Here is a 24,501-nt window from a genome sequence, read left to right as displayed (position 1 = left end):
ACTCGTTGGGAGGTAATTTTGACCCAGCCCCGGACGCGCACGCGCGCGCGCACTCTTTAACCTCCCAACTTCCGCCGCTCGTCTCTTGCCGCTACATCATGCGCTCACGAAGTTTTGCCATCAGGACCAGCGTTCCTCCCGCCATTAACGCGATGATGAGCGAGGAGAACAGCAGCAGCAGCAGATCGTCTCGCGCGGATCCCTTCAAGCGGACATGAAGGAAGAAGCGGAACTGCGCGATGGCTTGCAGCAGCCCGACTATACAGACGATCGCAAAGGTGTGCGATCCAAACAGCGAAGGCCAGCGCACGGTCGCGAACGCGCAACCCGTGAGCATCGCCGCCACCAGCAGCCCGGCGACATAGCCCAATGTCTCGCGCGCACGGTCGTTCAAGGCGCCAGACCCTGCAGGTAGACGGTCGAGAAGATCGCGATCCAGACGATGTCGAGGAAATGCCAGAACAGACCTAGCCGCAGAAGGTTGGTCTTTGTGCGGTCGTCGGGCCCGATGACGGTTACCTGCACCGCCATCACAACGATCCACACGCAACCAGCGAGGACGTGAAGGCCGTGAAGCGGCACCAGCGCGAAGAACGCCGACAGGAATCCGCTGCGCGTGGGATAGGCGCCCTTGGCAAACATCGTCGCGAAGTCGTGTGCCTCCATCCACAGGAACGTCAGACCAAAAATCAGCGTCAGCCCCATCCAGCCAAGCAGCCGTGGCTTGGCATCGCCATATTTGAGCGCGATCGACGCCAGCCCCCATGTGAAGCTGCTGGCCAGCAGCAACGCTGTCTCGATCAGGGTCGGTTTCAGCTCGAACACGTCGCGCGGGGTTGGCCCGCCGGCCGTGCCGCCGAGCATCGCGCCATAAGTGGCAAACAGCAGCGCGAAGATGACCGCGTCGCTCATCAGGAACATCCAGAAGGCGAACAGATCCTGTGCGGCCCTGGGGTGGTGGGCCTTTCCTCCTCCACCCAGGATGATGCCGGCATGGGCGGAGCGGCTCATTGCGGCACCGCTTCCGCGACGCCGCGATTGGCCGGCGTGAGTTCCATCCGGCGATTAACGGGCCGATGCTCGTGGACCGTGGTCAGCCAGCGGCGCTCGGTTGCTTCAACCTCGGCGGCCGGGATGACGCGCTGCGTATCACGGACGAAGCTCCGTACGATCAGTGCCGCCGCTACGCCTGCCAGGCCCAGCCCGGCCAGCCACCACATGTGCCAGACCAGACCGAAGCAGCAGGCGGCGGCGGCGAGCCCGATCGCCGGCCCCAGCGCGCTCTCGCGCGGCACCTCGATTGGATCGTAATGCGGCGGGACCGGGTAGGGGTTCGCCTCGCGCTTGCTTTCGTAGAAATCGTCGCGGCGGGTGACGACGGGCAGCACCGCGAAATTATATTCAGGCGGGGGCGCGGATGTCGACCATTCCAGCGCGCGGCCGTCCCATGGGTCGCCCGCACGCACGCGCGTTGCCGCACGGTCGCGGACGCTCACCCACAGTTGCACGAACAGCGATCCGAGCGCCGCCAGCAAGACGAACGCGCCCACCCCCGCGACGTAGAGCCAGGGGCGGAAATCGGGCTCGAAGATCTCGGCGGACCGTCGCGCCATGCCGCTCGCACCCAGGACGTAGAGCGGCATGAAGGCGAGATAGAAGCCCATCACCCAGCAGCCGCACGCGATTTGCCCCCAGCGCTCGTCGAGGCGGAAGCCGAACGCTTTGGGGAACCAGTAGGTGTAGGCCGCGAGCATCCCGTAAAGCACCCCGGGGATCAGCATGTTGTGGAAATGGGCTACCAGGAAAAGCGTGTTGTGGAACACGTAATCCAGCGGTGGGATGGCAAGCACGATCCCGGTCAGCCCGCCCAGCACGAATGTCATCATGAATGCCAGCGCGTAGAGCATCGGCACGGTGAAACGCACCTCGCCGCGGAACATGGTCCAGATCCAATCATAGATTTTCACGCCTGTCGGCACGCCGATCGTCATCGTGGCGATGCCGAACACTGCGTTCACGTTAGCCGACTGCCCCATCGTGAAGAAGTGGTGGACCCAGACGGTGAAGCTTAGCACGGCGATGGCCATCGTCGCGATCACCAGCGAGGTGTAGCCGTAAAGCGACTTGGTCGAGAAGGTGGACACCACTTCCGAATAGACGCCGAACGCCGGCAGGATCAGGATGTAGACCTCCGGATGGCCGAACAGCCAGAACAGGTTGGCAAAGTTCATCATGTTGCCACCGAGGTCGTTCGTGAAAAAGTGGAACCCAAGGTAGCGGTCCAGCGCCAGTAGCGCGGTGGCGACCGTCAGCGGCGGCATCGCGAAGATCATGAGGATGGCGGTGCACAGGCTGGTCCAGCAGAACATCGGCAGCCGCATGAAGGTCATGCCTGGGCAACGCAGTTTGTAGAGCGTGACGGCGATGTTGATCCCCGCGATCGTCGATCCCAGCGACCCCAGCGTCACTGCCCAGATCCAGTAATCCGGCCCCACGTCGGGGCTGAAGGCGAGGCCGGTATAGGGCGGGTAACCGCTCCATCCGCCGGTTGAGAACTGCCCCACGACCAGACTGACCATCATCAGCCCCGCGCCTCCCGCGGTCAGCGCCAGGCCGACTGAATTGGCCCAAGGAAGTGCCATGTCGCGCGCGCCGATCTGGAGCGGGACGATGTAGTTGATGATTCCGGTCAGGAACGGCATCGCCATGAAGAAGATCATGATCGACCCGTGGGTTGAGAACAATTGCGCGAAATGCTGATCCGACAGGAAGCCGGGGTGCCCAATCGCGGCGCCCTGCTGCATCCGCATCAACACCGCCTCGACCAGCGCGCGCGACAACATCACAAAGGCGAGGACGACGTACATGATGCCGATCTTCTTGTGGTCGAGGCTGGTCAACCACTCGCGCCAAAGCCACCGCCAGCGCCCCGTCACAGTCAGCAGAACAGCGACGGTTAGGGCGCCGACGACGACGAGGCCGCCGGCACCAGCACCGATGACCTCGCTCATGCTGGGGTTCTGCCAAGCGCGCACGAACGGCAGATCATGCCATTCGAAGCGGCCGAGCAATGCGGGAAGCACCGGTCCGCTCATCGAACTGCCCCATGCAAATGGCTGCCACCGCCGTTCGTCGAGACGACCGACGCGAAGAAGCCCGGGGGCACGTGCGAGAAGGCGAGGGGCTTTGGAACGAGGGTTCGCGCCCTCAGCAACGTCTGCCCCGCGGGCTGGAACGCGGGCGCGGTGTGGGCGGTGTTCGCCAGCCAGGCGCGGAAACGGGCGGGATCGACGGCCGCAACGGTGAAGAACTGATGCGGGAAGCCATCGCCGTTATACTGCATGTTCTTTCCGCGGTAGCGTCCGGGCCTATCGGCGCGCAGGTTCAAATGCGTCGTCATCCCCGCCATGGTATAGACCTGTCCGGTCAGCCTCGGGATCATCAGCGACTGCATCACCGTGGCGCTGGTCATGGTCAACCGCACCGACCGGCCTACCGGCACGACCAGTCGGTCCACGCTCGCCACCTTCTCATCGGGATAGACGAACAGCCACTTCCAATCGGCGGCGATCACCTGAACTTCCAGTGGCGGCCCTCCGGCAACCGCCCGATAGGGGTCGAGCCGCTGGGTATAATTCCAGAGCAGCACCGCCAGCAGCAGTACGATCATTACCGGCGGAACCCAGATAAAGCCCTCCAGCGTCCAGGAGAAGTTCCACTCGGGCCGGTAGGCGTCGTCGGTGTTGCTCTGGCGGTAATGCCAAGCGATGATCGGCGTGAGGATCAGCACCGGCCCAGCGACAAAGACGAGGATTCCCATGACGATCCAGAACAACTCGCGCTGCTCACCCGCCACCGGCCCGGCGGCGGCGAGGAACCCGTGGTCGAGCGCTGCGCACCCACCCAACCAGAAAGGCGCCAGGGTGACGAGCAGCGCCGTCTGCGGTCGGACCCGCCCCATAGGACGCCTCAAGCGGCTTGCGCGATGCGCTCGAGTCGCACCGGCACGCCCTTGGACGCCGGCGTCTTGGAAGCCTTGTCATGATACCACAGCGGAACGAGCGGGTTCATTTCCGGATAATAGCCCCCAAGGCACCCGTCGGGAAGATCGAACGGCGTCACTGTCAGGCCCGTCACCTCGCGGCGGACATCGTCGCCGGCGTCGCCGACCAGCGCCACGACATCACCCGCGCTCAACCCCTGGCGCTTCATGTCATCGGGGTTGATGAGCAGCACGGTGCGTGACCCGCTTATGCCTCGCAGCCGATCGTCCATCCCGTAGATCGTCGTGTTGAACTGGTCGTTCGACCGCATAGTGATGAGGTGGAATTTGCCGTCACCGCCTGGCACGCCGACCGCCGACAGCACCGTCGGCACGGTAAACTCGGCCTTGCCGCTCTCGGTCTTCCAGATGCGTTCGTGCGCCGAATTGCCACGGTAGAAGCCGCCAGCCTTCCACATCCGGTCGTTGAAATCGTGGAACTCCTCCGGGTAGGTCTCGGCGATCGCGTCGCGGACCAGCGCGTAGTCGCCCGTCCACGCGTCCCAGCTGAGCTTCGGATTAGGCGGCAGCAGCGCCTTGGCGATGCCGGCGACGATCGCCAGTTCGGATTTGAGCGTCTTCGCAGCTGGGGACCGCTTGCCGCGCGACCCGTAGATGTGGCTGAAGCTGTCCTCGATCGATACCGATTGCGGCCCGCTTGCCTGCATGTCCTCTTCCGGCCGCGCGAGGCAGGGGAGCAGGTACGAGACTTTGCCGTGGATGAGGTGGCTACGATTTAGCTTCGTCGCCACGAACGCCGTGAAGGCGAGGCGCTGCCACGCCGGTTCCATCACGTCCCGGTCAGGCACCGCCCGAACCAGATTGCCGCCAAGGCTAAGGAAACCCTGCACAGAGCCGTCCTTGATCCCCTCGCAGGCATCGACCGTGGTCAGGCCCTTGTCGCGCGGCGGGTCGAAGCCGAACTGCGACTGGATCTTGTCGAGCGGCACGAGTTCGGGCTTCTCGGAAATGCCAACCGTGCGCTGTCCCTGTACGTTGGAATGGCCGCGCACCGGGTTCACGCCCGCGCCCTGCTTGCCGATCATACCGCGCATCAGCATCAGGTTGACCATCACCTGGATGCTCTGTGACCCATGGACGTGCTGGGTAAGCCCCATGCCATAGACCGCGATCACCTTCTCGGCACCGACATAGACGTCGCCCGCCGCTTCCAGATCGACGCGCTTCAGGCCTGAATGGTCCTCGATGTCGGCCCATTCGGTGATCCGCGCCTTGTCGCGAAACGCTTCCCATCCGACGGTATGCTGCTCGATGAAGCTTGGATCAAGGATGCTGGGCTTGCCCGCGGCAAGCGCCATGTCGTCGCGTTCCAGCACGCGTTTCACCACGCCCATGATCGCTGCGATGTCGCCGCCGGGCCGGACCTGGAGGTACTGGTGCGCCAGCTCGGTCGGCTTCTGCGACAGCATCTGGATCGGGTTCTGCGGGTTGATGAACCGCATCAGCCCGACCTCCTTGACCGGATTAAACACGATGATCTTGCACCCGCGCTTCACCGCTTCTTGCAATGGATGGAGGAAGCGCGGGCTGTTGGTCCCGGGGTTCTGGCCGAAATAGAAGATCGCGTCGCAATGGTCGAAATCTTCCAGCGTGCAGGTGCCGACCGGCGATCCCGTCACTTTCTTCAGCGCAACCGAGGTGGTCTCGTGGCACATGTTTGAGCTGTCGGGCAGATTGTTGTTGCCATAGGCGCGCGCCAGCAGCGCATAGAGGTAGCTGGTCTCCAGCGACGCCTTACCGGAGGCGTAGAAGACGACCGACTTCGGATCGACGGCCTTCAACTCGGTGGCAATGCCGGCGAACGCCTCGTCCCAACCGCACTCGACATAGCGGTCGCTGGAGTCGTCATAGCGCAGCGGCGCAGTGAGCCGGCCCTGCATCTCGAGATCGAAGTCCGCCCATTCGCGCAGCTCGGTCAATGTGTGCCTAGCGAAGAACTCCGGCGTGCAGCGATCACGTGTCAGATCCCAGATCGTCGCTTTGGCGCCGTTCTCACAGAATTCAAACGCATGCGGTTCGGGCGGCTTGGCCCAAGCGCAGGAGGAGCACATGTAACCCTCGGGCTTGTTCTGCCGCCGCAGCGTGTCGAGCGTACCTGGCGAGGACAGTTCGCGCGCGAACACCTTTGCCATGCCGAGCAGCGATCCGAAGCCGCCGGACGAGCCTGCATAGTGCACCGTGTCATCGTCGGTATCGGTGTTGGGGTCGCTCATCTCGAGTCTCCGTTGCTCGGGCGGCCACGCCGAAGCAATTGCATATGCTCCATAAACCGTGTCGTGCGCGCCGTGTCCACCGCGATGGCAACCGGAATAAACGAGCGGCCGAAGTTGAGGTGTGGCGAAGGAGGCTTCAGCGTCTGGATGTGGATCTCCCGCGCCCCAGCTACCCGACTTGGTAGGAATGAAGGCAAGCAGCCACTCATCTCGACCGCAGCGCGCGATCAAGCATCACGCGCACGTCCTACGCATCAGGCGTGCGCGGCCGAAGCAAAAACGCGGCAAGGCTACCCAGCCCGATGGCCACCATCGCGCCGACCGCGACAGGATGCCGTTCGGCCGCGGTATACAGGCTGGTCTTGCGACCTGTCTGGATTCCGGAGCGTTCCTGTCCGACCTGCACCGGTTCGAAGATCGTCGTGCTGATAGTCTTCGCGGTCGTCGGGTCGGACATCGGCTTGGCGAGCAGACTCGACATCTTGTCGAGCAGCGTCGGAAAGTGCGTTCCGAGCAGCACCTGTAGGCGGCCCGCACCGCCGACCGTGATGTCGCGACGCGAATGCTGTGCCGCATCGAGGATTGCCTCGGCAACCAGGCTCGGATCGTAGACCGGCGGCGGGATACGCGCCTCGCCCTCGACATGATTGGCAGCGTGCTGCGCGATGGGCGTGTCGATCCCCGACGGCTTGACCAGCGTGACCGAGATCGGGAGCTTGTCGGCGGTCAGTTCCATGCGCAGCGCATCGACGAAGCCCTTCACCGCATGCTTCGACGCCGAATAGGCGCTGAGCACGGGCGAGGGCAGGTCGGAAGCGATCGACCCTACCGTAACGATCGCGCCGCCATGCCCGCGTAGATGCTCGATTGCAGTCAGCGCGCCGTGCACTGCACCGAAATAGTTGGTCCGGAACAGCTTTTGGTGTTCGTCGAACGGCGTGTCGATCAGTTTGGCGTAGATCGCGGTGCCGGCGTTGTTGACCCAGGTATCGATCCGTCCGTAGCGCGCGACGGCGGCCCGCGCCGCGGCCTGCACCGCCTCGAGGTCGCCGACGTCGGCGACGGCGTGAATGGCATCGCCGCCTGCCGCGCGGATCGCCTCGATAGCCTCCGACAACGAGCCTTCATTGCGCGCGACAAGCACGACCTTCGCCCCCCGTGACGCGGCGAGCTTGGCAGTGACGAGCCCGATGCCCGAACTGGCGCCGGTGATGACGATCACCTGCTCGGCGAGCGGCTTGAGATTTAGGGTCACGACGCCACCTCGGTTTCGAGCAGCTTGTCGATGGTGATCGGAAGTGAGCGGACCCGCTTGCCGGTTGCATGATAGATCGCGTTGGCGATGGCGGCGGCGGTGCCAACAATGCCGATCTCGCCCAGGCCCTTGACGCCGAGCGGGGTGACTTCGGGATCGGGCTCGTCGACGAAAATCACCTCGATGTCCTGGATGTCGGCATTGGCGGGGACGTGATATTCAGCGTAGTTGTGGTTCATCCAACGCCCGAGCTTGGCGTCGGCCATCGTCTCCTCATGCAGCGCCATGCCGATGCCCATCACGACCCCGCCGAGGATCTGACTGCGGGCGGTCTTGGGGTTGATGATGCGTCCGGCCGCGACCGCATTGACGACGCGGGTCACGCGCACGACGTCAAGCTCCTCGTCGACCTTCACCTCGACGAACACCGCACTATGCGTGTTGCGCGCCTTCTGCATCATGCTGATCATGCCGGAGATGCCGGGCGAGGCGGTTTCCTCCTCCTCAATGCTGTCGAGCTCGCCGGCGCGCATGACTTCGGTGATCGCAACGCGCTTGGTCGTATCCGATTTGAGCCTGATCTCGCCATGCTCGAACACCAGGTGGTCGATCGTCTCGGCACCCCATAACGGTCGCCCAGCAACCTTGTCTGCGGCCTTGAGCAGCTTTTTGGCCACCGCTTGGCAAGCAAGTTGGACCGCCGCGCCTCCGGAGGCCGCACCCCACGAACCGCCTTCTACCGGCGAAGCCGGCAGGTCACTGTCACCGAGCTTCGCGGTGATCTGCTCGATTGGCAAACCAAGCGTGTCGGCGGCGACCTGCGTGAGCACGGTATAGGTGCCGGTGCCGATGTCCGACGCAGCGGTTGCCACTTCGAGATGACCGTTGGCGCTCAACTTCGCACTGGCCGAGGTCTTGCTGAACTGCGCATCCCACATCCCCGTTGCAACGCCCCAGCCGACCAGTTCCTTGCCGTCCTTCATCGAGCGCGGTTCCGCCGTGCGCTTCTCCCATCCGAACTGCGCGGCACCTTCGCGATACGCTTCGCGCAACGCCTTCGATGTGAACGGCAGTTCGTTCATCGCGTCGATCTCGGAATAGTTAATCATGCGGAACTCGAGGGGGTCCACCTTGGCCTTGTAGGCCATCTCGTCGACTGCGATCTCGAACAGCGCCATGCCGGTCGCGGCACCCGGCGCACGCATGTCGGCCGAGGTATACGTATCGCGCGGGGCGACGGTGTACTCGCCGCCGGCATTGGGGCTGGCATAGTTCATCATGCCCCAGGTGACGATGTCCTCCATATTGTTCTCGAACCGCGAGGTAGACGTTGTCGCATCGCCATAGATCGAGCTGAACATGCCGGTCGTCTCGGCGCCGAGCTTGATCGTGTAGGTGCATTCGGGGCGATGCGCGTGTGTGAACATCTGTTGGCGCGTCATCACCACACGGACCGAGCGCTCGAGCTTCTTCGCCGCCATCGTCGCGAGCTGCACCTGATATTGCGGGCGCAGTCCCGATCCGAATCCGCCGCCGACATAGGCGTTGACGACGCGAACATCCTTTTTTGAGAAGCCGAACGCGCTGGCTAGATAGGCCTGCACACCCTGCGACCCCTGCGTCTTGTCGTAGACCGTGATCTTGCCGTCACCGTGCCATTCGACCGTCGTCGCGTGCATCTCCATCGGATTGTGATGCTCGGTGGCGAGATGATAGTCCTCGTGCAGCTTCAGCGGCGCAGCGTCGAACGCCTTGTCCGGCTCGCCGCGCGTCTTGGGCGGGTGATAGGTGTTGCGCTTTTTCTTGGGCAGGAACTTCTCGGCCAGCGACGTCGCGAAGTCGATATTGTGCGGCTCGGCGGCGTAGGTGACCTCGACCAGGCTCGCAGCGAAGCGCGCCGCCTCGAATGTCTCAGCAAGAACCAGCGCGATCGGCTGACCGCTAAACATAATCTTCTCGTCGTGCAGCGCTTTGAACGGCGCGCCGGGAATGTTGAGTTCGTCCTTATAACTATGGTCGAGCCACGCTTCGCTCGGACGGTTCTCGTGGCTCAGCACCTCGACAACGCCAGGCACGCTGCGTGCCGCGGCATCGTCGATCGCGGCGATCTTCCCCTTGGCAATCGCGCTGGAGACGATCACGCCATAGAGCATGCCGGGTACCGCATACTCGGCGGCATACTTAGCGGTGCCGGTAACCTTGTCGCGGCCATCAACGCGGCTGATTGGCGTGCCGATACCGACCTTCATCTGGGTTGCCATGGTCTTTTCCTTCACGCGACGCGCTTGTCGATCTGCAATTGCGGGGTGCCGGCGGCGGCCTGTTCGAGTGCTCGAACGATGGCCTTCCTCGCGAGCGCGATCTTGAAATCGTTCTGGCCTTGCCCTGCAGCACCTGCAAGCAGCGCACGCGCAGCGGTGTCGAACGCTTTCGCGCCGGGCGCCTCGTTCCTAATCGCATCTTCCGCCTCGGTCCGTCGCCACGGCTTGTGCGCCACGCCCCCAAGGGCAATGCGCAGGTCGGCGATGCGATCGTCCTCTATCCGCATCGCCACTGCGACCGACACGAGCGCGAAGGCATAGGACAGTCGATCACGCAATTTGAGGTAGGTGTAGTTAGTGCTGAAGTCCTCCGGCGGCAGGTCGATCGCGGTCACCAATTCGCCAGGTTTCAGCGTGTTGTCGCGCCACGGTTCGTCGCCCGGCAACCGGTGATAGTCCTCGAAAGCGATGGTGCGATCGCCCTCGTGACCAGTGACCTGAACCTCCGCCTTCAGCGCAGCCAATGCGACGCACATATCGGAGGGGTGCGTCGCGATGCATGACGAACTTGCCCCGAGGATCGCATGAATGCGGTTCACGCCGCCAACTGCGCCACAGCCCGAGCCGGGCTCGCGCTTGTTGCACGGCGTGGCGGTATCATAGAAATAATAGCAGCGCGTGCGTTGGTTGAGGTTGCCGCCATTGGTCGCGGCATTGCGCAGCTGAGGGCTGGCACCGGCAAGGATCGCCGAAGACAGCAGCGGATAGCGCTCTTCGATCCGTGAATCGTATGCCGTATCTGCGTTGGTCGCGAGCGCGCCGAGCCGCAACCCGCCATCGTCGCGCTCGGTAATCCGGTGTAGATCGAGGCGGTTAATGTCGACGATGCGGGCGGGGCGCTCGACATTCTCTTTCATCAGATCGATGAGATTGGTGCCGCCCGCCAGATAGCGGACATGGTCGCCGGCCCCGTCGCGGACCGCCTGGGCGACGTCGCTCGCACGAGCATAATCGAAGCGGTTCATCGGCCAGTCTCGCTTTCAAGGACATCCATCACCGCGTCGGTAATGTTGGTATAGGCACCGCAGCGGCAAAGATTGCCGCTCATTAGTTCGCGAACGTCCTCGCGCGACTTGGCGCGTCCCTCGTTGATCAGGCCTTGCGCTGAGCAAATCTGTCCGGGCGTACAATAGCCACACTGGAATGCGTCACGTTCGACGAACGCCGCTTGCAGCGGGTGAAGTTCGCCGCTGGTCGCCATGCCTTCGATCGTGGTGATCTCGGCACCGTCGCGCACCACCGCGAGAGTGAGGCACGAGTTGATCCGCTTTCCATCGATCAGGACAGTGCAAGCGCCACACTGACCATGATCGCAACCTTTCTTGGTACCGGTCAGGTCGAGCTTGTCGCGGAGCAAGTCTAACAAGGTCGTCCAGGGCTCGACTTCCATCGCACGCGCGGCGCCGTTGACGGTCAATGTGATCGGGATGGTACCGATCGGTTTAGCGGCATCTTGATGCGACGGGCGCGGGGGGGCGATGGTGGCCATGACAGATCCTCAGGCTGGAGTTTCACTAATGTCGGCGGTGTTCTGTGCAGCGACGCCGTTCTCACGGTGACGGAAGTCGGACAGTGCCTTGTAGACCTGTAGCCGCGCTCGCATCACCGAGCCCAGCGGCCGGAGCGACGCGAGGCTATGCGCCGGGCGGAAGGTCATCACCTCGTCGAAATAGCGTACGCGCTCGGCGCTATACGCTTCCTGGCGCGGGATGCGGATCGTCGCGACGGTGCGGTACTGGCTATCGTTTGCGGGCCATTCGACCGAGGTGTCCTCGATTGGTTGACTTTCCGCATTGGCCCAGAGCTGCACGCGGACTTCGAAGACCGCATCATGCTCATTGAAATATCGGACGGTGGCATGGCGGAAGCCGTCCTCGTCATCATGCGGGTCGAGGAGCCAGTCCTTCAGCTGGTCCTGATAGACCGAGGCGGGAAAGGCAGCGAGCTTCGCGACATAATCGCCGTAACGCACCGGGGCCTGGCTGAAATAACTGTCGTACAGCGGGTGGCTGTAGGGGTGGCCGAAGAAGTCGGCCTTGGGACTGGGGGGTGGCAACCTTGGTCAGCACCTTGTTCATGTTGCGTGCGAGGCTCGAGACCGCACTCTTAAACCCTTCGGGCAGCGGCGTCGCAGCGCCGATCTGCTTGGCGTCGCGCAGGAATCCCTGAGCAGTGCCCGACGGGAAGGTGGGGCCGGTCGCGAAGACGAAGTCCTGCGTGTCGACACCGTGGCCGGGCAGCTTCTCGCCTTCCACCCCGAACACTTTGATCGACATGCCGCGGTGCGTCGACACGCGGTCGCCAAGTGTCTCGCCGGGACCTTGCGCGAAGCGGATCGCGACGGGGTGCGTGCCAGGTTGCGCGAACAGGCCTTGCGCCAGTTCGGGCGGCAAATCGTCCGCGATCGTCAACTCTCCGATGACGCAGGCTGAGCTTTTCGCATGACTGGCGCGGACGGCGTGATGCTCGCGCTTCTCCACGGTCTCGGTTTGTTGCGTCATGCCCTTGATGATGCCGTCGATCGACTCCTGCTCGTCGGGCTGGATCGTCTCGATGTCGTCGCGGTAGCGCAGATAGGTCAATTGCGATCCTTCACTTGATGGGGGCGAACGAGAAGAGCTGCGTCCTGACCGAGGGCGGCGCCCCAGGCGTAAACCACTGCGTGTCCTGGATGTGGCTGGCAGTGACGTAGAGCCGGCCGTCCGGACCTTCCGAGAAGGTGTCGGGCCAGCGTAGGCGCTTGTCGGTCAGCACGGTCTCGGTGCTCTTCCCGACGAGCCGCTTGATCGAATAGTCGCTCGGCGAGGTGAGATAGAGGTCACCCGCCTTGCTCATCCACAGCCCGTCGGCGACGTGCGTGGAGGCGACGGTCTTGACGGCACGGGCGCGGTCGGCGTCGGTGACGTCGGGGTGCAGCTTGTCGGTCGCGATCGAGTACAGCGTCTTGCCCGTCAGCGCCTGCCAGTAGAGCGTTGCGCCGTCGTTGGAGATCGCGATACCGTCCGCGGCGAACGCGGGCTGCCGGCCATCGGGACGGAGCAGCGGCTTGCCGTCGACCGTGACGGTGACGGTCTTGTCGACTTGCGTCGACGGGTGCCCGTCGAGCGCGCGGAACGACGTGCCAGCGACCAGATCGACCACGATGATCGCGCCGCGCGTTCCGCTGTCGGTGATGTATCCGGTCTTGCCGTCGGGCGAGAAGCGGATGTCGTTGAGGTAAGTCCCCTGCAGCGCCACGTCGCCGGGCACCGGGATTACTTTTGTCACCTTGTTCGTCTTGAGGTCGATCCGAACGAGCTTCGGCGCACCCTCCAGGATCTTCTCGTTGCCCGGCGCACCGGGGTCAAGGACCCATAGGTTGCCGTGACCGTCGGGAACAATCGACTGTACGCAGACGAAGTAATCTCCGACCGCCAGGTCGTTCGCCTTGGCATTGCGCCAGCTGTTCCACTTCGCATCCGGGTAGGGTTTCAAGCTACCGTCCTTAAGCACCTCGGCGACCGAGATGGGCGCGTCGTCGGTCCAGCGCGGGAAGTTGACGAAACGCCGGCCGTCCTCGGTGACGGCGACACCGGTCACCTGATGATCGAACTCGGCAACCTGTGTCAGCTGCGCGCTGCGTCCCTGTGCCTGTGCGATGCCGACAGCGGTCGCGGCGAGGAGCCCCGCGGCGGCAACGCCGGCGATGATGGGTGTGGCTTTCTTCATGTACAGGCTCCGGTCGGTGGTGTCGGTAAGATCCGCCGGTTCCCCGGTGAATAAATCGATGAGGTGGCGCGCGACGGCATCCGGGTTCTCGCGTTGCGGGAAGTGGCCGACACCGGACAGCGTGACGAACGCGAAAGGGCCGGAGAACTTGCTCGGCACGTCCTTCGATGCGGACGGCGGGTTCACGCCATCGACCGCGCCCTGGACGTACATAGTCGGCAGCGACAGCGTCTTGGTGGCCTTGACCCTGTCCTCGAGCCACTGGCTGCTTGCATCGGGCTCGGCCTCATCCCAGCGCGCCCGGTAGCTGTGAAGCGTGACATCGACCCAGTCGGGGTTATCCCAAGCCTTGGCGACGCGCTCGAAGGTCGCCTCGTCGAACCAGCCGGGCGGCGACCAATTGACCCAGTGGATGTGCGCAAAGGCCTTGGGATCCGACCGGACCTTCTCTGCGCCGCGCGCCGTTGCCATAAACCAGTGATACCATTGGCGCTGCGCCTGCTCGAACGGCGGCGTCGGCATGCCGCCGAGCCGCGGCGGGGTGGCGAGCATCGCCATCCGCTCGATCCGGTCGGGCCAGCCGAGAGCCATCGCCTCGACGGTGTTCGATCCCCAATCATGGCCCGCAGCCATGAAGAGCTCGATCCCGAGCGCGTCCATGAGCGAGATCGCGTCCATCGCCAGCATTGCGGAATTGCCAGTGCGCGGCGTTTCGTCGCGACGGAGGCGGGTCTCGCCGAAGCCGCGCAGGGTCGGCACGATCGTGCGCAGTCCGGCGGCGTTGAGCTGCGGGACCACTTGGTCCCACGTCGTCGGATCGTCGGGCCAGCCGTGCAGCAGCAGGACGACCGGCGCATCCGGGTCGCCGTCGTCGCGGTAAGCGATCTCGAGGTCGGGCGTTTGTGCGATCATTGTGGTCACTTCCTGAACCTGTCGAGCGCGGCACGGGCACCAGCACGCGCCCCTTCGGCAACCAGGCCGAACACGAGATGCGAGCTGAGGCTGTAGGCCTGCGTGGAGGGTGCGGTCTTCCACGGTGGATCGCCGAGCCCGGCTGCCGGGACTGCCGCCTCGTCCAGCACTGCCCAGGTGCTGGTCCCGAACGCCGTTCCCATGCCGGTGGTGATACGCGGCGCGAACTCGGCGGCGATCCCGTAGCCGATGCCCAACAGCGTCCCGAGCCCGTAATGCACGAGCTGGCCGCCGAGCGGCTTGTCTTTGTCAGCGAGCGGTTCGCCTGTCACGACGCGGGCGATCCCGTCCGCGGCCTGCTCAGTTGCTGGCTCGCTGTCGTCGTCGGACTTGGGCTGGGTCAGGGCCTGGAAGCGGTCCATCGCGAACGAGGCCGCGAGCCCGGCGATCAGCCCAACCGCCGCGCCTGTGGCTATCCGTGCAGCGGTCGAGGGCGTCGCTTCGCTCATCATCGTTCTCCGTGCGGAAGCAAATCGCCGATCAGCTGGCGCGCCGTGTCGGCAATCACCTGTCCGGTACCGCTGTCGCCCTTGGCCATCGACGACATGAAGGCCTTGGCCTGAACGAGGGTCAGGTGCGGCGGCAGCGGCGCGACCTCGGGATCGGTCTTCACCTCGAGCACGACCGGTCGGTCGGCGGCGAGTGCCTGCGCCCAAGCGCCCGCCAGCGCGTCCGGCGTGTCGACGAAGATGCCGGTCAGCCCCAGCATCTCCGCAAACTTCGCATACGGGACATCAGGCAGGTCTTGGCTCGTCTCGTAGCGCGGGTTGCCCTCCATGACCCGCTGTTCCCAAGTGACCTCGTTAAGGTCCTGGTTGTTGAACACGCAGACGATCAGCCGCGGGTCCGCCCAGCGCCGCCAGTATTTCTGGATGGTGATCAACTCAGCCATGTTGTTCATCTGCATCGCGCCGTCGCCCACCAGCGCGACGACAGCGCGGGTGGGGTGTGCAAACTTGGCGGCGATGGCGTAGGGTACGGCCGCGCCCATCGATGCGAGCCCACCCGAGAGCGACGCGCGCTGCCCCGCCTTGACCTGATAGTCGCGCGCATACCAGTTGGCGCACGAGCCCGAGTCCGACGTGACGATCGCGTCGGCCGGCAGGAGCGGCGACATTTCGTAGACGACGCGCTGCGGATTAACGGGGTTGGCATCCGCCATGGCCCGTCCCTTTAGCGTGTCGTGCCATTTCTCCATCTGCCTGGCGATGTCGTCTTGCCACGAACGATCCTGCTGCCGCTCCAGTAGCGGTAGCAGCGCGCGCAGGGTCTCGGCCGCATCGCCGTGCAAGTTGAGTTCAACTGGGTAGCGTAAGCCCAGCATTGCGGGGTCAATGTCGATCTGCACTGCGCGAGCCTTTCCATCGGCCGGCAAGAACTCGGCCCAGGGAAAGCCGGTGCCGATCATCAGCAGCGTGTCGCAGTCGTCCATCATGTCGGATGATGGCTTGGTGCCGAGCAGTCCGATGGCGCCGGTGACGAATTGCAGGTCGTCGGGCAGCACGTCCTTGCCGAGCAGCGCCTTGGCGACGCCCGCGCCAAGTGTCTCGGCGACCTGCACCACCTCCTCGGCAGCGTCGCGCGCGCCGGCGCCAATCAAGATCGCGACCTTCTTGCCCGCATTGAGGATGTCGGCTGCGCGCCGCAGATCGACGTCATGCGGCAGCACACGCGGACGCTGATATCCTGTACCGGAGCGCGTAAAGCCGTGGGCGCGCTTGGGCTCCTCCCACGCCTCGTCCTGCACATCCTTCGGCAGGATCAGGACGGTGACACCGTTCTGCGCGATTGCGATACGCACGCCCCGGTCGACCAGATGGCGCACCTGAGCGGGCGTCCCGGCCTCTTGCACGAAGTCGGCGACGTCGGCGAACATCCGGTCGAGGTTCAGTTCCTGCTGATAGCTCGCGCCGCGCACCGTCGCCTCGGCCTGGCCGGCGATCGCGAGCACCGGCATGTGATCGGACTTGGCGTCGTAAAGACCGGTTATGAGGTGGGTGGCACCTGGACCACCGGTTGAGAGACAGACACCTAACTCGCCGGTGAACTTGGCGTGCGCCGTCGCCATGAACGCCGCCATCTCCTCGTGACGCACCTGGATGAACTCGATGCCCGACCCGCCCTTCTCGGCACGCTGAAGGGCGCCGAGCACGCCGTTGATGCCGTCACCGGGATAGCCGTAGATTCGGGTGACGCCCCACGCCTTGAGCCGCTCGACGAAGAAGTCGCTGGTCAGTTTTGACATGACCTCAGGCGCCGACAAAGGTTAGCAGGTCGCGCGTCAGACGGTCGCTGGCGGTCGCGTTGAGCCCGTGCGGCTCGCCATCGTATTCGATGAGCTGCGACTGGGTGATGGCCCTGGCTGCAGGCCGGGCGGACGCGTCTATCGGCACCGTCTTGTCCGCCGTCCCGTGGATAATGAGCGTCGGCACCCGGAACGCAGGCAGGTCGGGCCGGAAGTCGGTGTGCCCGAACGCCTGCGCCGCGGCGAGCGTCGGCCACAGCCCAGCGTGCAGCGCGGTGCCCGTCGTCATGTCGAGCACCTCCTCGCTCACCGGGCTGGTGATGAAGCCGACCCCGAAGACCTGCGGGAAGAAGGTGTTGCGGAAGAAGTGCGCGCGGTCCTTCTCGACGCCGTCGGCGATCTGCTGGAGCGTCTCTTCGGGAACGCCATCGGGATTGTCGTCCGTGTTGAGGACGTACGGGACGACAGAGGAGACCAGCCCGGCCGCGATCACGCCCTTGCCCTCATGTCGGCTCATGTAGCGCGCGATCTCTCCGCCACCCATCGAGAAACCGATTATCGTCGCATCGGATGCGGCGCCGGTCTCCTGCATAACATCGGCAAGGTCGTCGGCGAACGTGTCGTACTCGTAACCATTCCACGGCTGGCCCGAACGTCCGAACCCGCGCCGGTCGTAGGTGATCGCGCGGTAGCCCGCCTTGGCGAGCGCCATCGCCTGTGCATCCCACATGTCTGCGGCAAGCGGCCAGCCATGTGTGAGGATCACGGGACGACCTTCGCCCCAGTTCTTGACGAAGAGCTCCGTTCCGTCGCGCGTTTTGATGTAGGCCATGTCATCCTCCGATGGTGCACTTCTTCGTGTTCGGTACGGACAGACGGCGACGCCGATGACCGTTGAGGCGGTAGCTCTTCTTAACCATCGTCCGCGATTTCGGTTTCGAGGCGAAACCGGGCAGATAGCCCCGCTGCTATCAGGTCAAAGATGTGCCAAGGTCGCTCATGCTGCAGTCCTCATCGCCAGCTTGGCACCTGCGGCCGTCGCGAGGCCGAAGGCGACGTGGTCGACCGCGTGCATGCCGATCGTCTTGGCGTCGGAACGCCATTCTGGCTGCTTTACCCCCAGCAGCGGACCAGTCAGCCAGTGCGCCACCCCGTAAAAAGCAAGTCCGAAGGCAATGCCGCTTGGCAAGACACCAGCCTCATCGTCGGTCGCCGCAGCGTAGGCCACGCCAGCCAGCGCCGACAGCAGTAGGTGCCCGCCCTGCACGACGGCCTGCTCCTGCGCGCCCGGCGGGCGCTTCCCCGTCAGCACATGGTGGACGCCGAGTTGATGTGCCGATGCACGAGCAAGGTCTGTCAGTTCGGACGCCTTTCGCGTTTTCTTCTCTTGCGCCATCATCATCGCGGTGAGGCCGAGGCCCGCCACCAGCGAACATGCGACCGCACCCGCTGTCCGCTTGCCGTTCATTGACGCTCTCCCACCGTTTCCTGGGGATCGTCGGGCAGGCCCTCCTCGCGACCGGGCACCGACATGTCGTAGGCGTTGAGCAACAGCGACACGAGGCAGTAACCGCCGATCAGATAGATCAGCTCGGCGGTCTGCTCCTCGCCGAACGCCCGTACGGCGCGATCGTAGGTGGAGGCGGGAAGTTGCCGCCGGCCGGCGAGCACGGCCGCGACATCGTAGGCGACAGCTTCCTCTTCGGTCAGGTCGGCGGGGCGTTGCCCGGCAGCGATCGCCGCTACCTTCTCTGGTGACAGCCCCGCAGCCTCGCCGACCCGCTCGTGCGCATACAGTTCGTAGCGCGAGTTGAAGGCGGCTCCCGTGACCAGGATCGCCACTTCGTGTGCCGGCTTCGGCAGCTTGGAATTGTCGATCAGCGCTTTGGTGTATGCCCAGGCGGCCCGGCCGAACGCGGGGAAGCGCAGCATGGGGGCGAACGGCCCGATGAGCGCGCCGTCCTCCCGCTTCGAGACGAACCCCTTCAGATGCTCCGCGATGTAGCTGGTCATCTCGTCGTTGAGCGCACGCAGATCTTCCGGCATCTCGGCCGGTGGGGAAGGTGGCGCGCGCATCAGGCCGCCTCGTCCATCTCGCGTTTCAGCGAGGCCATGTCGATGACGTAACGGAAGCGGACGTCCTCGTTCTTCACCTTCCTGTAGGCGTCGTTGACGTCCTGGATGTCGATCACCTGCACGTCCGGGGCAATGTTGTGCTCGGCGCAGAACTCGAGAACGTCCTGCGTCTCTTTGATCGAGCCGATCAGCGATCCCGCCAGCGTGCGGCGGTGCATGATCAGTTCCTGGTTGTTGTACTTGGGTTGCTCGTTGAGAGCGCCCACCGCGCAGAACGTCGCGTTTCGCTTCAGGAGCGTGATGAACGGGTCGACCTCGTGCTTTTCGGGCACGGTCGAGAGGATGAAGTCGAAGCTGAGCTCCAGGTCCTTGTAGGCCTGCTTATCGCTCTCGACGACGACCCGGGTCGCGCCGAGCGCCTTTGCCGCCTCGATCTTGTCCTTGTCGGTGGTGAACACCGTTACCTCGGCGTCGAGCGCCTTTGCGAGCTTCACCGCCATGTGGCCAAGGCCGCCGAGGCCGACGATGCCGACCTTGTCGCCTGACTTTACGCCCCAATGACGCATCGGCGAAAAGGTGGTGACACCAGCGCACAGGATCGGTGCAGCTGCCTCGACCGGAATGCTCTCGGGTACCCGAAGGACGAAATCCTCGGGCACGACGATCACGTTGGAATATCCGCCATAGGTGTTGTCCTCGGCGTAGGTGTTGATCCCGTCGTCGGTCTGCGCGGCAGGCTTCATCGGACCGTTGTAGGTGGCGAGCCAGCTGTTGTGACCTTCGCAGTGATGTTCGTCGCCCTCGCGGCAAGGCTCGCAGCTCCTGCAGCTGTCGATCATGCAGCCGACGCCAACCAGGTCGCCGACCTTGTGCCTTGTCACCGACGCGCCAGCCTCGCTGACTCGGCCGACGACCTCATGCCCCGGCATGCACGGGTAGACGGTGTTGCCCCAGTCGTTCTCAACCTGATGGATGTCCGAGTGGCAGACGCCGCAGTAGAGCACGTCGATCTGAACTTCGTTGGCCTTGGGCGCCGGCCGCTCGAACTCAAGCGGCTTCAAGCGGCTGAAGGAATGCTTGGCGGCGTAACCGAGAGCCTTGGTCATGCTAGATCCTTTGTAAAGCGGTTCAGGCCTGGGCGCCCGAGGGTTCATGGTAGGGGCAGCCGTTCACACGCGCGCGGAAGTCGGCGGAGTGACGATAGGTCCCGTTCCGTGCTCGGTTGATGTTGCCGAGCGGCTGGTGCGCGGCGAGCCCGGTCCATATCGAGAACCGCATCTCTTCGTTGATCTGCTGAAACTTGTCCTCGCTGAGACTGTCCTGCTTCGCGGCGCGGATTGTCGCGACGGTCTCGAAGGGCGCATCGTCCTGCTTCCACTCGGTGGTGGGGTCTTCGATCGGCTGTTTCTCCAGGTCGCGACAGAGCTGGACCCGCAGCTCCCACTCCATGTCAAGCACCTGGGTCTCGGACCGAATCACATCGCGGAGAGCGTCAGGACGGTTGCTGGCATCGATCGTCGTATCGGTCTGATCGTTGAGGTCCTTGGACACGGGAAAGACCGCAAACTTGGCTATGTAGTCGCCGTAGCGGAACGGCGTGACGCTGAAGTAGGTCTCGCCGAGCGGGTCGGTGCTGGGAGCGCCTCCTAGCGTCTGGATCTTGGGACTCTCGATGCCGACAGCGCTAAGCACAGTGTTCACGCCGCGCAGCACCTTCGACATCGCCTCCTTTGTGCCCTCGAGCTTGTCGGTGGTGCCGGCAAGAAGTTTGAGGTTGCTCAAGAACTGGTCGGCGGTCTTGTTCTGGAACACCGGACCGTTAACCATCACGAAGTCCTGCGTGCGTCCGTCGGCTCCAGGCAGCCGTTCGCCCTGTACGTCCATGACCTTCAACGCGAGGCCGCGTGGAAGGCTGATCGTGTCGGGCAGGATGTCGCCGGCGTTGGTCGAAAAGCGCATGGCAACCTTGTGCTCGCCCGGGATCGCGAACATTCCCTGAGACAACTCGGGAGGCAGGCTGTCACGGATGGTCAGAGTGCCTTCGAGGAAGCCATGCGCCTTGGCATGGACCGAGCGGACGGCGTGGTCATAATCTGCTGCGGTTTTTTCGAGGATCGTGTCGAACGTCTCGTTGAGCTTCGCGATCGTCTCGGCTTCTTCGATCTTCACGTCCTCAACGTCGGGGGAGTAGCGAATAGGGGTGTCGGTCATCGTCGCAAATCCTATCGAACAGGGGAGTGGCGGCGGCTCCACACCGCCGCCCGCACGTTCACCGGCGGGGTGCAGGAGCCGCGAACGCTGCTTTCAGCCTCGCAACCGCGAGGTCGTTGGCCTGCTTTGCGCCGCCCACGACCTTGGCCATCCCGAAGAACTCGTGCGTCACGCCGGGAAAGGTTTTCTGCTCGACCTTGTCGCCCGCCGCGCGCATCGCCGCTGCCAGCGTCTCGCCATCCGAGCGTAGCGGATCGATCTGGGCGTTAATGATCGTCGTCGGCGGCAGCCCGCGCAGATTGGCGGCGACCAGGTTCAGACGCGGATCTTGCGCATCGGCGGCGCTGGTCTGGTAGTAATATTCGAACCACTTCAGCATCGCCGCATTCAGCGGCTTAGCGTTCGCCGAGTCCTTGCGCGACGGCAGCGTCATGCTGCTGTTGGCAATCGGATAGACCGAGACGATGTAGCGCGGTAGGGTCAGGCCATTGTCGCGTGCGTAGATTGCGGTCGCGACCGCGAGGTTGCCGCCCGCGCTCTCGCCGACCGTGGCGATCCGGGCCGGGTCACCGCCCCAGCTTGCCGCGTTCTGTAGCGTCCAGCGATAGGCCGCAGCCGCGTCGTCGTGCTGAGCCGGGAACTTGAACTCGGGCGCGTGGCGATATTCAACGGATACGACGATGGCATTCAGCGCCTTTGCCATCGCACGCGGGGCAGCGTCGTAGGTATTAACGTCGGCGATGACCCAGCCGCCGCCATGATAATAGACGACAACGGGCATCGGCTTGCCGTCAGCGGCTGCATTCGCCGGCTTGTAGATTCGCGCGAACTGCTTGGGATCGCTACCATAGGGTGTGTCCAGGGTCGTTACCGCCGGATCGGGGGCGGTCGACATACCCTTCTTCTGCATGACCGCCTTGGCGCCATCGGCTGCCGACGGCTGCACACGCGCCTCCGCAGGAGTCAGCGTCTCGATCGGCTTGCCCCCGAGCGACGCGAGCGCGTCGAGAACCGCCTGCATGTCGGGTGCGGCCTTGGCGGGCTGGACAGCTGTTGCGGGTGACGGAGGGGGAGGGGGCGTCGATATCGAGTTCGGCGACTGAGCGACTGCGGGAAAGATGGCGATCGCGGCGGATGCGGCGATCAGCATTGAGATCGTTTTGCGCAATGGTCCCTCCTGTTGGCGTTCAAATATCAATACCGAACAGGACCCGGTGTTTCTGTACGAAAGTAGACCTAACTTGCGAAGCAAGGGTCGAGATTGTAGGCAGACGCATAAGAGATCAAAGTCTGAATGCGGAGGATGCGGGCTTGCTGCAGGCGAGCCGCATGGGTGACAACGCTCTGTTGCGCGTCTTAGACGGGGCTCACCGCGCTGCACTTGCACCACATCTCGAGTTGGTGCCGTTTCGCAATGGCGACATGATCGCGCGGGCCGGAGATCCGGCGGATAGCATCTGCTTTCCGCTGACTGGGATCGCAGCGGTGCTCGATTCACTAGAGGGCGATCGCCGTTACGCCGTCGCGCTGGTTGGGAATGAGGGGTTTATCGGTTGGCCGCTGCTACTCGGGAACGACCGGTGGCCTCATGACGTGGTGATGCGAGCCGAGCACGGCATGGCGATGAGGCTCTCGGCTGCAGCACTGGATCGAACAATGGCTGAGCATCCAGCAATCCGAACTGTGTTGCTGCGCTTCGTCGGCGTGTTGATGGCCCAGATGGCCAGGACGATCGTCTCGTCGCTCGCGCACTCGATCGAACGGCGGATGGCGCGTTGGATCCTGCTCTATCACGATCGAGTTTGTGAGGACGACATCTGCATGACCCACGAGGAGTTTAGGCTCATGCTCGGCGTTCGGCGCAGCAGCGTCACGGATGCACTTCACAAACTCGAAGAGGACGAGGCGATCCGATCACTTCGCGGCCGGGTGATCGTGCGTGACCGGGAACGCCTTCTGCGTTTAGCAGGTGATACGTACGGCTTTGCCGAAGCTGAATACCAACGCCTAATACTGGGGTAACAGCATTAACGAGCTCGCTGACTTCAACCACAGTGAATCTAAGACCGACCGCCCCCAAATTCTTATCCCGATGCGCGAGTTTGGTCGTACCCAAAATGGAGATGGTCCACCGTTTCTTGGCCATCGTCTAGACGGGCACCCCCTGCGCGGCCGTTACGCCGTCGGTAAGACCCAAGCTGTTGAGCACCTTGACCATGCGGAGGTTCACCGCAATCGCCTCGGGTTTGAAGCGCGGCAAATCGTTACGGTTGTCGTTGCGGGTAGCCATTCTGTTTCGGACCTTCTGATGCAGGATTTTGACGCTCTGAAGCGCGCGCAAAATGATGAGTCTGTCTGCAGCGTAAAAATTAATCGGTAATGACACTTGCGGCCATTATCCGTTGCGCGCCATTGCCCCTGAGCGGGCTGCTTCTCAGGGACGCCGCTGAGCACTAAAGCTCACGCTACCAATCGTGCAGGCTCCTATGGCGGGCGTATCCACGCCTGAGCTGGCTGCGGCCGTCTCGAACGCCGGTGCGTTGGGCCTTATCGGAGTAGGCGCGACAGACGCGTGTGGCGCTCGCGATGATAGAAGACGCGCGCGCTCGCTCTGATCGACCCTTCAACGTCAACTCGTTCGTTCACGCGCTGGCTCCAAGCGATGCTGCTCGTGAAGCTGCTTGGCTGGACGCGCTTGGACCGGTCTTCAAAAGCTTCGGTGCTGCTTCTCCCGCTGCCTTACGATCGATATATAATAGCCTGGTTGAGGATGAAGACATGCTCGCCATGCGAATTGATCTCGCCCCCCGGTAGTCAGCTTCCATTTCGGCTTGCCGCGCGTGGATGCCATCACCGCTTAAGTCGGCGGGTTGCGTCCTGCTTGCGACGGCGACCAACCTCGCCGAAGCGCAAGCGAAGGAGGTGGGGATCGATGCCGTGGTTGCCCAAGGTTGGGAGGCAGCGACGGAGTCGCAGCTCGGCGATCGAAGACAAACCCGGAGGTTGCGCAACTCACGTTGTCGCAGCCGTGGACATCGTCAGCTTAGAGATCAGCCATGCCAAGCTATACCATCAGAATCGTCAACGAGCACTTCTCCCATACAGCGGAGCAGCAGTCGGCCGACAACATGCAGGCGTGGAAGACGGCGATCGCCAGCGCCGTCACGATCGCGGCGGATCAAGTTTCGTACGGTAACCCATTCTTCAGCACCGAAGTCACTCTTGAACTGGGCGAAGAAGATTGGCCGGTATTTGGTTTCAGTCGGCGCAACACCTCTTAAGGACTGAAGCTCACGGACTGACAGAACGCCACAGGTGGAAGGGTCACATGCAGGCTGGGATTTCAAGTGGGGCGCGAACGGCATGTCCAGAGTTAGGAAACCAGGCTAGAGTTGCGGTCTGCGTGGCTGGAGAGAAGGCGCGGGGCAGGGCGCCTG

General features: G+C 63.7%; 21 protein-coding genes and 2 pseudogenes. 3 read left to right on the top strand and 20 right to left on the bottom strand.

Features of this window, described 5'->3' with window-relative positions; all coding sequences use genetic code 11:
- Positions 1 to 91 precede the first annotated feature (91 nt).
- From ACXJ1Z_RS18285 to ACXJ1Z_RS18195, 19 genes and pseudogenes are all read right to left on the bottom strand, one after another.
- Positions 92 to 394 (bottom strand): cytochrome o ubiquinol oxidase subunit IV, encoded by a 303-nt coding sequence (locus ACXJ1Z_RS18285; RefSeq protein WP_463781463.1) that lies wholly within the window; start codon positions 392 to 394, stop codon positions 92 to 94.
- A complete protein-coding gene (locus ACXJ1Z_RS18280) occupies positions 391 to 1,011 on the bottom strand; it encodes a cytochrome c oxidase subunit 3 (RefSeq protein WP_463781462.1) in 621 nt (206 codons plus the stop codon). The genes ACXJ1Z_RS18285 and ACXJ1Z_RS18280 overlap by 4 nt, the downstream gene beginning before the upstream one ends.
- Positions 1,008 to 3,095, bottom strand: coding sequence for a cbb3-type cytochrome c oxidase subunit I (locus ACXJ1Z_RS18275; RefSeq protein ID WP_463781461.1), 2,088 nt, complete (start codon positions 3,093 to 3,095; stop codon positions 1,008 to 1,010). Before ACXJ1Z_RS18275 ends, ACXJ1Z_RS18280 begins: the two co-directional genes overlap by 4 nt.
- Positions 3,092 to 3,961, bottom strand: a complete 870-nt coding sequence (locus tag ACXJ1Z_RS18270) for a cytochrome ubiquinol oxidase subunit II family protein (RefSeq protein WP_463781460.1) — start codon at positions 3,959 to 3,961, stop codon at positions 3,092 to 3,094. The genes ACXJ1Z_RS18275 and ACXJ1Z_RS18270 overlap by 4 nt, the downstream gene beginning before the upstream one ends.
- An 8-nt stretch (positions 3,962 to 3,969) precedes the next feature.
- Positions 3,970 to 6,276 (bottom strand): FdhF/YdeP family oxidoreductase, encoded by a 2,307-nt coding sequence (locus ACXJ1Z_RS18265; protein WP_463781459.1) that lies wholly within the window; start codon positions 6,274 to 6,276, stop codon positions 3,970 to 3,972.
- A 247-nt stretch (positions 6,277 to 6,523) separates the two neighbouring features.
- Positions 6,524 to 7,531: an SDR family oxidoreductase gene (locus ACXJ1Z_RS18260; protein WP_463781458.1), complete on the bottom strand. Its 1,008-nt coding sequence runs from the start codon at positions 7,529 to 7,531 to the stop codon at positions 6,524 to 6,526.
- Positions 7,528 to 9,792 (bottom strand): xanthine dehydrogenase family protein molybdopterin-binding subunit, encoded by a 2,265-nt coding sequence (locus ACXJ1Z_RS18255; protein WP_463781457.1) that lies wholly within the window; start codon positions 9,790 to 9,792, stop codon positions 7,528 to 7,530. The genes ACXJ1Z_RS18260 and ACXJ1Z_RS18255 overlap by 4 nt, the downstream gene beginning before the upstream one ends.
- Positions 9,793 to 9,803: 11 nt before the next feature.
- Positions 9,804 to 10,817, bottom strand: coding sequence for an FAD binding domain-containing protein (locus ACXJ1Z_RS18250; protein ID WP_463781456.1), 1,014 nt, complete (start codon positions 10,815 to 10,817; stop codon positions 9,804 to 9,806).
- Complete coding sequence (locus ACXJ1Z_RS18245; RefSeq protein WP_463781455.1) at positions 10,814 to 11,341, bottom strand: (2Fe-2S)-binding protein; 528 nt, start codon at positions 11,339 to 11,341, stop codon at positions 10,814 to 10,816. Before ACXJ1Z_RS18245 ends, ACXJ1Z_RS18250 begins: the two co-directional genes overlap by 4 nt.
- A 9-nt stretch (positions 11,342 to 11,350) precedes the next feature.
- Positions 11,351 to 12,434: pseudogene (locus tag ACXJ1Z_RS18240) on the bottom strand (catalase family protein).
- Positions 12,435 to 12,444: 10 nt separating this feature from the next.
- On the bottom strand, positions 12,445 to 14,595 hold the full coding sequence (locus ACXJ1Z_RS18235; protein WP_463781454.1) for an L-dopachrome tautomerase-related protein: 2,151 nt from the start codon (positions 14,593 to 14,595) through the stop codon (positions 12,445 to 12,447).
- On the bottom strand, positions 14,478 to 14,984 hold the full coding sequence (locus tag ACXJ1Z_RS18230; RefSeq protein WP_463781453.1) for a DUF1440 domain-containing protein: 507 nt from the start codon (positions 14,982 to 14,984) through the stop codon (positions 14,478 to 14,480). The genes ACXJ1Z_RS18235 and ACXJ1Z_RS18230 overlap by 118 nt, the downstream gene beginning before the upstream one ends.
- Positions 14,981 to 16,777 (bottom strand): thiamine pyrophosphate-requiring protein, encoded by a 1,797-nt coding sequence (locus ACXJ1Z_RS18225; protein WP_463781452.1) that lies wholly within the window; start codon positions 16,775 to 16,777, stop codon positions 14,981 to 14,983. The genes ACXJ1Z_RS18230 and ACXJ1Z_RS18225 overlap by 4 nt, the downstream gene beginning before the upstream one ends.
- A 4-nt stretch (positions 16,778 to 16,781) precedes the next feature.
- Positions 16,782 to 17,609, bottom strand: coding sequence for an alpha/beta fold hydrolase (locus tag ACXJ1Z_RS18220; protein ID WP_463781451.1), 828 nt, complete (start codon positions 17,607 to 17,609; stop codon positions 16,782 to 16,784).
- A 165-nt stretch (positions 17,610 to 17,774) separates the two neighbouring features.
- Positions 17,775 to 18,245, bottom strand: a complete 471-nt coding sequence (locus ACXJ1Z_RS18215) for a hypothetical protein (protein WP_463781450.1) — start codon at positions 18,243 to 18,245, stop codon at positions 17,775 to 17,777.
- Positions 18,242 to 18,853, bottom strand: coding sequence for a carboxymuconolactone decarboxylase family protein (locus tag ACXJ1Z_RS18210; RefSeq protein WP_463781449.1), 612 nt, complete (start codon positions 18,851 to 18,853; stop codon positions 18,242 to 18,244). The genes ACXJ1Z_RS18215 and ACXJ1Z_RS18210 overlap by 4 nt, the downstream gene beginning before the upstream one ends.
- Positions 18,853 to 19,959 carry an NAD(P)-dependent alcohol dehydrogenase gene (locus tag ACXJ1Z_RS18205; protein WP_463781448.1) on the bottom strand — a complete coding sequence of 369 codons (1,107 nt, stop codon included), beginning with the start codon at positions 19,957 to 19,959 and terminating at the stop codon, positions 18,853 to 18,855. The genes ACXJ1Z_RS18210 and ACXJ1Z_RS18205 overlap by 1 nt, the downstream gene beginning before the upstream one ends.
- A gap of 22 nt (positions 19,960 to 19,981) precedes the next feature.
- Complete coding sequence (locus ACXJ1Z_RS18200) at positions 19,982 to 21,064, bottom strand: catalase family protein (RefSeq protein ID WP_463781447.1); 1,083 nt, start codon at positions 21,062 to 21,064, stop codon at positions 19,982 to 19,984.
- A 58-nt stretch (positions 21,065 to 21,122) separates the two neighbouring features.
- Positions 21,123 to 22,214: an alpha/beta hydrolase gene (locus ACXJ1Z_RS18195; RefSeq protein ID WP_463781446.1), complete on the bottom strand. Its 1,092-nt coding sequence runs from the start codon at positions 22,212 to 22,214 to the stop codon at positions 21,123 to 21,125.
- 161 nt (positions 22,215 to 22,375) lie between these two features.
- Between ACXJ1Z_RS18195 and ACXJ1Z_RS18190 the strand changes: the two genes are divergently transcribed.
- Positions 22,376 to 23,086 carry a Crp/Fnr family transcriptional regulator gene (locus tag ACXJ1Z_RS18190; protein ID WP_463781445.1) on the top strand — a complete coding sequence of 237 codons (711 nt, stop codon included), beginning with the start codon at positions 22,376 to 22,378 and terminating at the stop codon, positions 23,084 to 23,086.
- Between the two features lie 127 nt (positions 23,087 to 23,213).
- Here the strand turns inward: ACXJ1Z_RS18190 and ACXJ1Z_RS18185 are convergent, their stop codons facing one another.
- A complete protein-coding gene (locus ACXJ1Z_RS18185) occupies positions 23,214 to 23,450 on the bottom strand; it encodes a hypothetical protein (protein WP_463781444.1) in 237 nt (78 codons plus the stop codon).
- 100 nt (positions 23,451 to 23,550) lie between these two features.
- On the opposite strand from ACXJ1Z_RS18185, the pseudogene ACXJ1Z_RS18180 reads away from it, so the two are divergent.
- Positions 23,551 to 24,025, top strand: a pseudogene (locus tag ACXJ1Z_RS18180) (NAD(P)H-dependent flavin oxidoreductase); the annotation flags it as partial.
- Between the two features lie 95 nt (positions 24,026 to 24,120).
- Positions 24,121 to 24,345 (top strand): hypothetical protein, encoded by a 225-nt coding sequence (locus ACXJ1Z_RS18175; protein ID WP_463781600.1) that lies wholly within the window; start codon positions 24,121 to 24,123, stop codon positions 24,343 to 24,345.
- Positions 24,346 to 24,501 lie beyond the last annotated feature (156 nt).

The sequence above is a fragment of the Novosphingobium sp. TK46 genome (assembly GCF_055361525.1).
The sequence above is the reverse complement of the archived record's forward strand: the minus strand, read 5'-3'. Positions and strand labels throughout refer to the sequence as shown.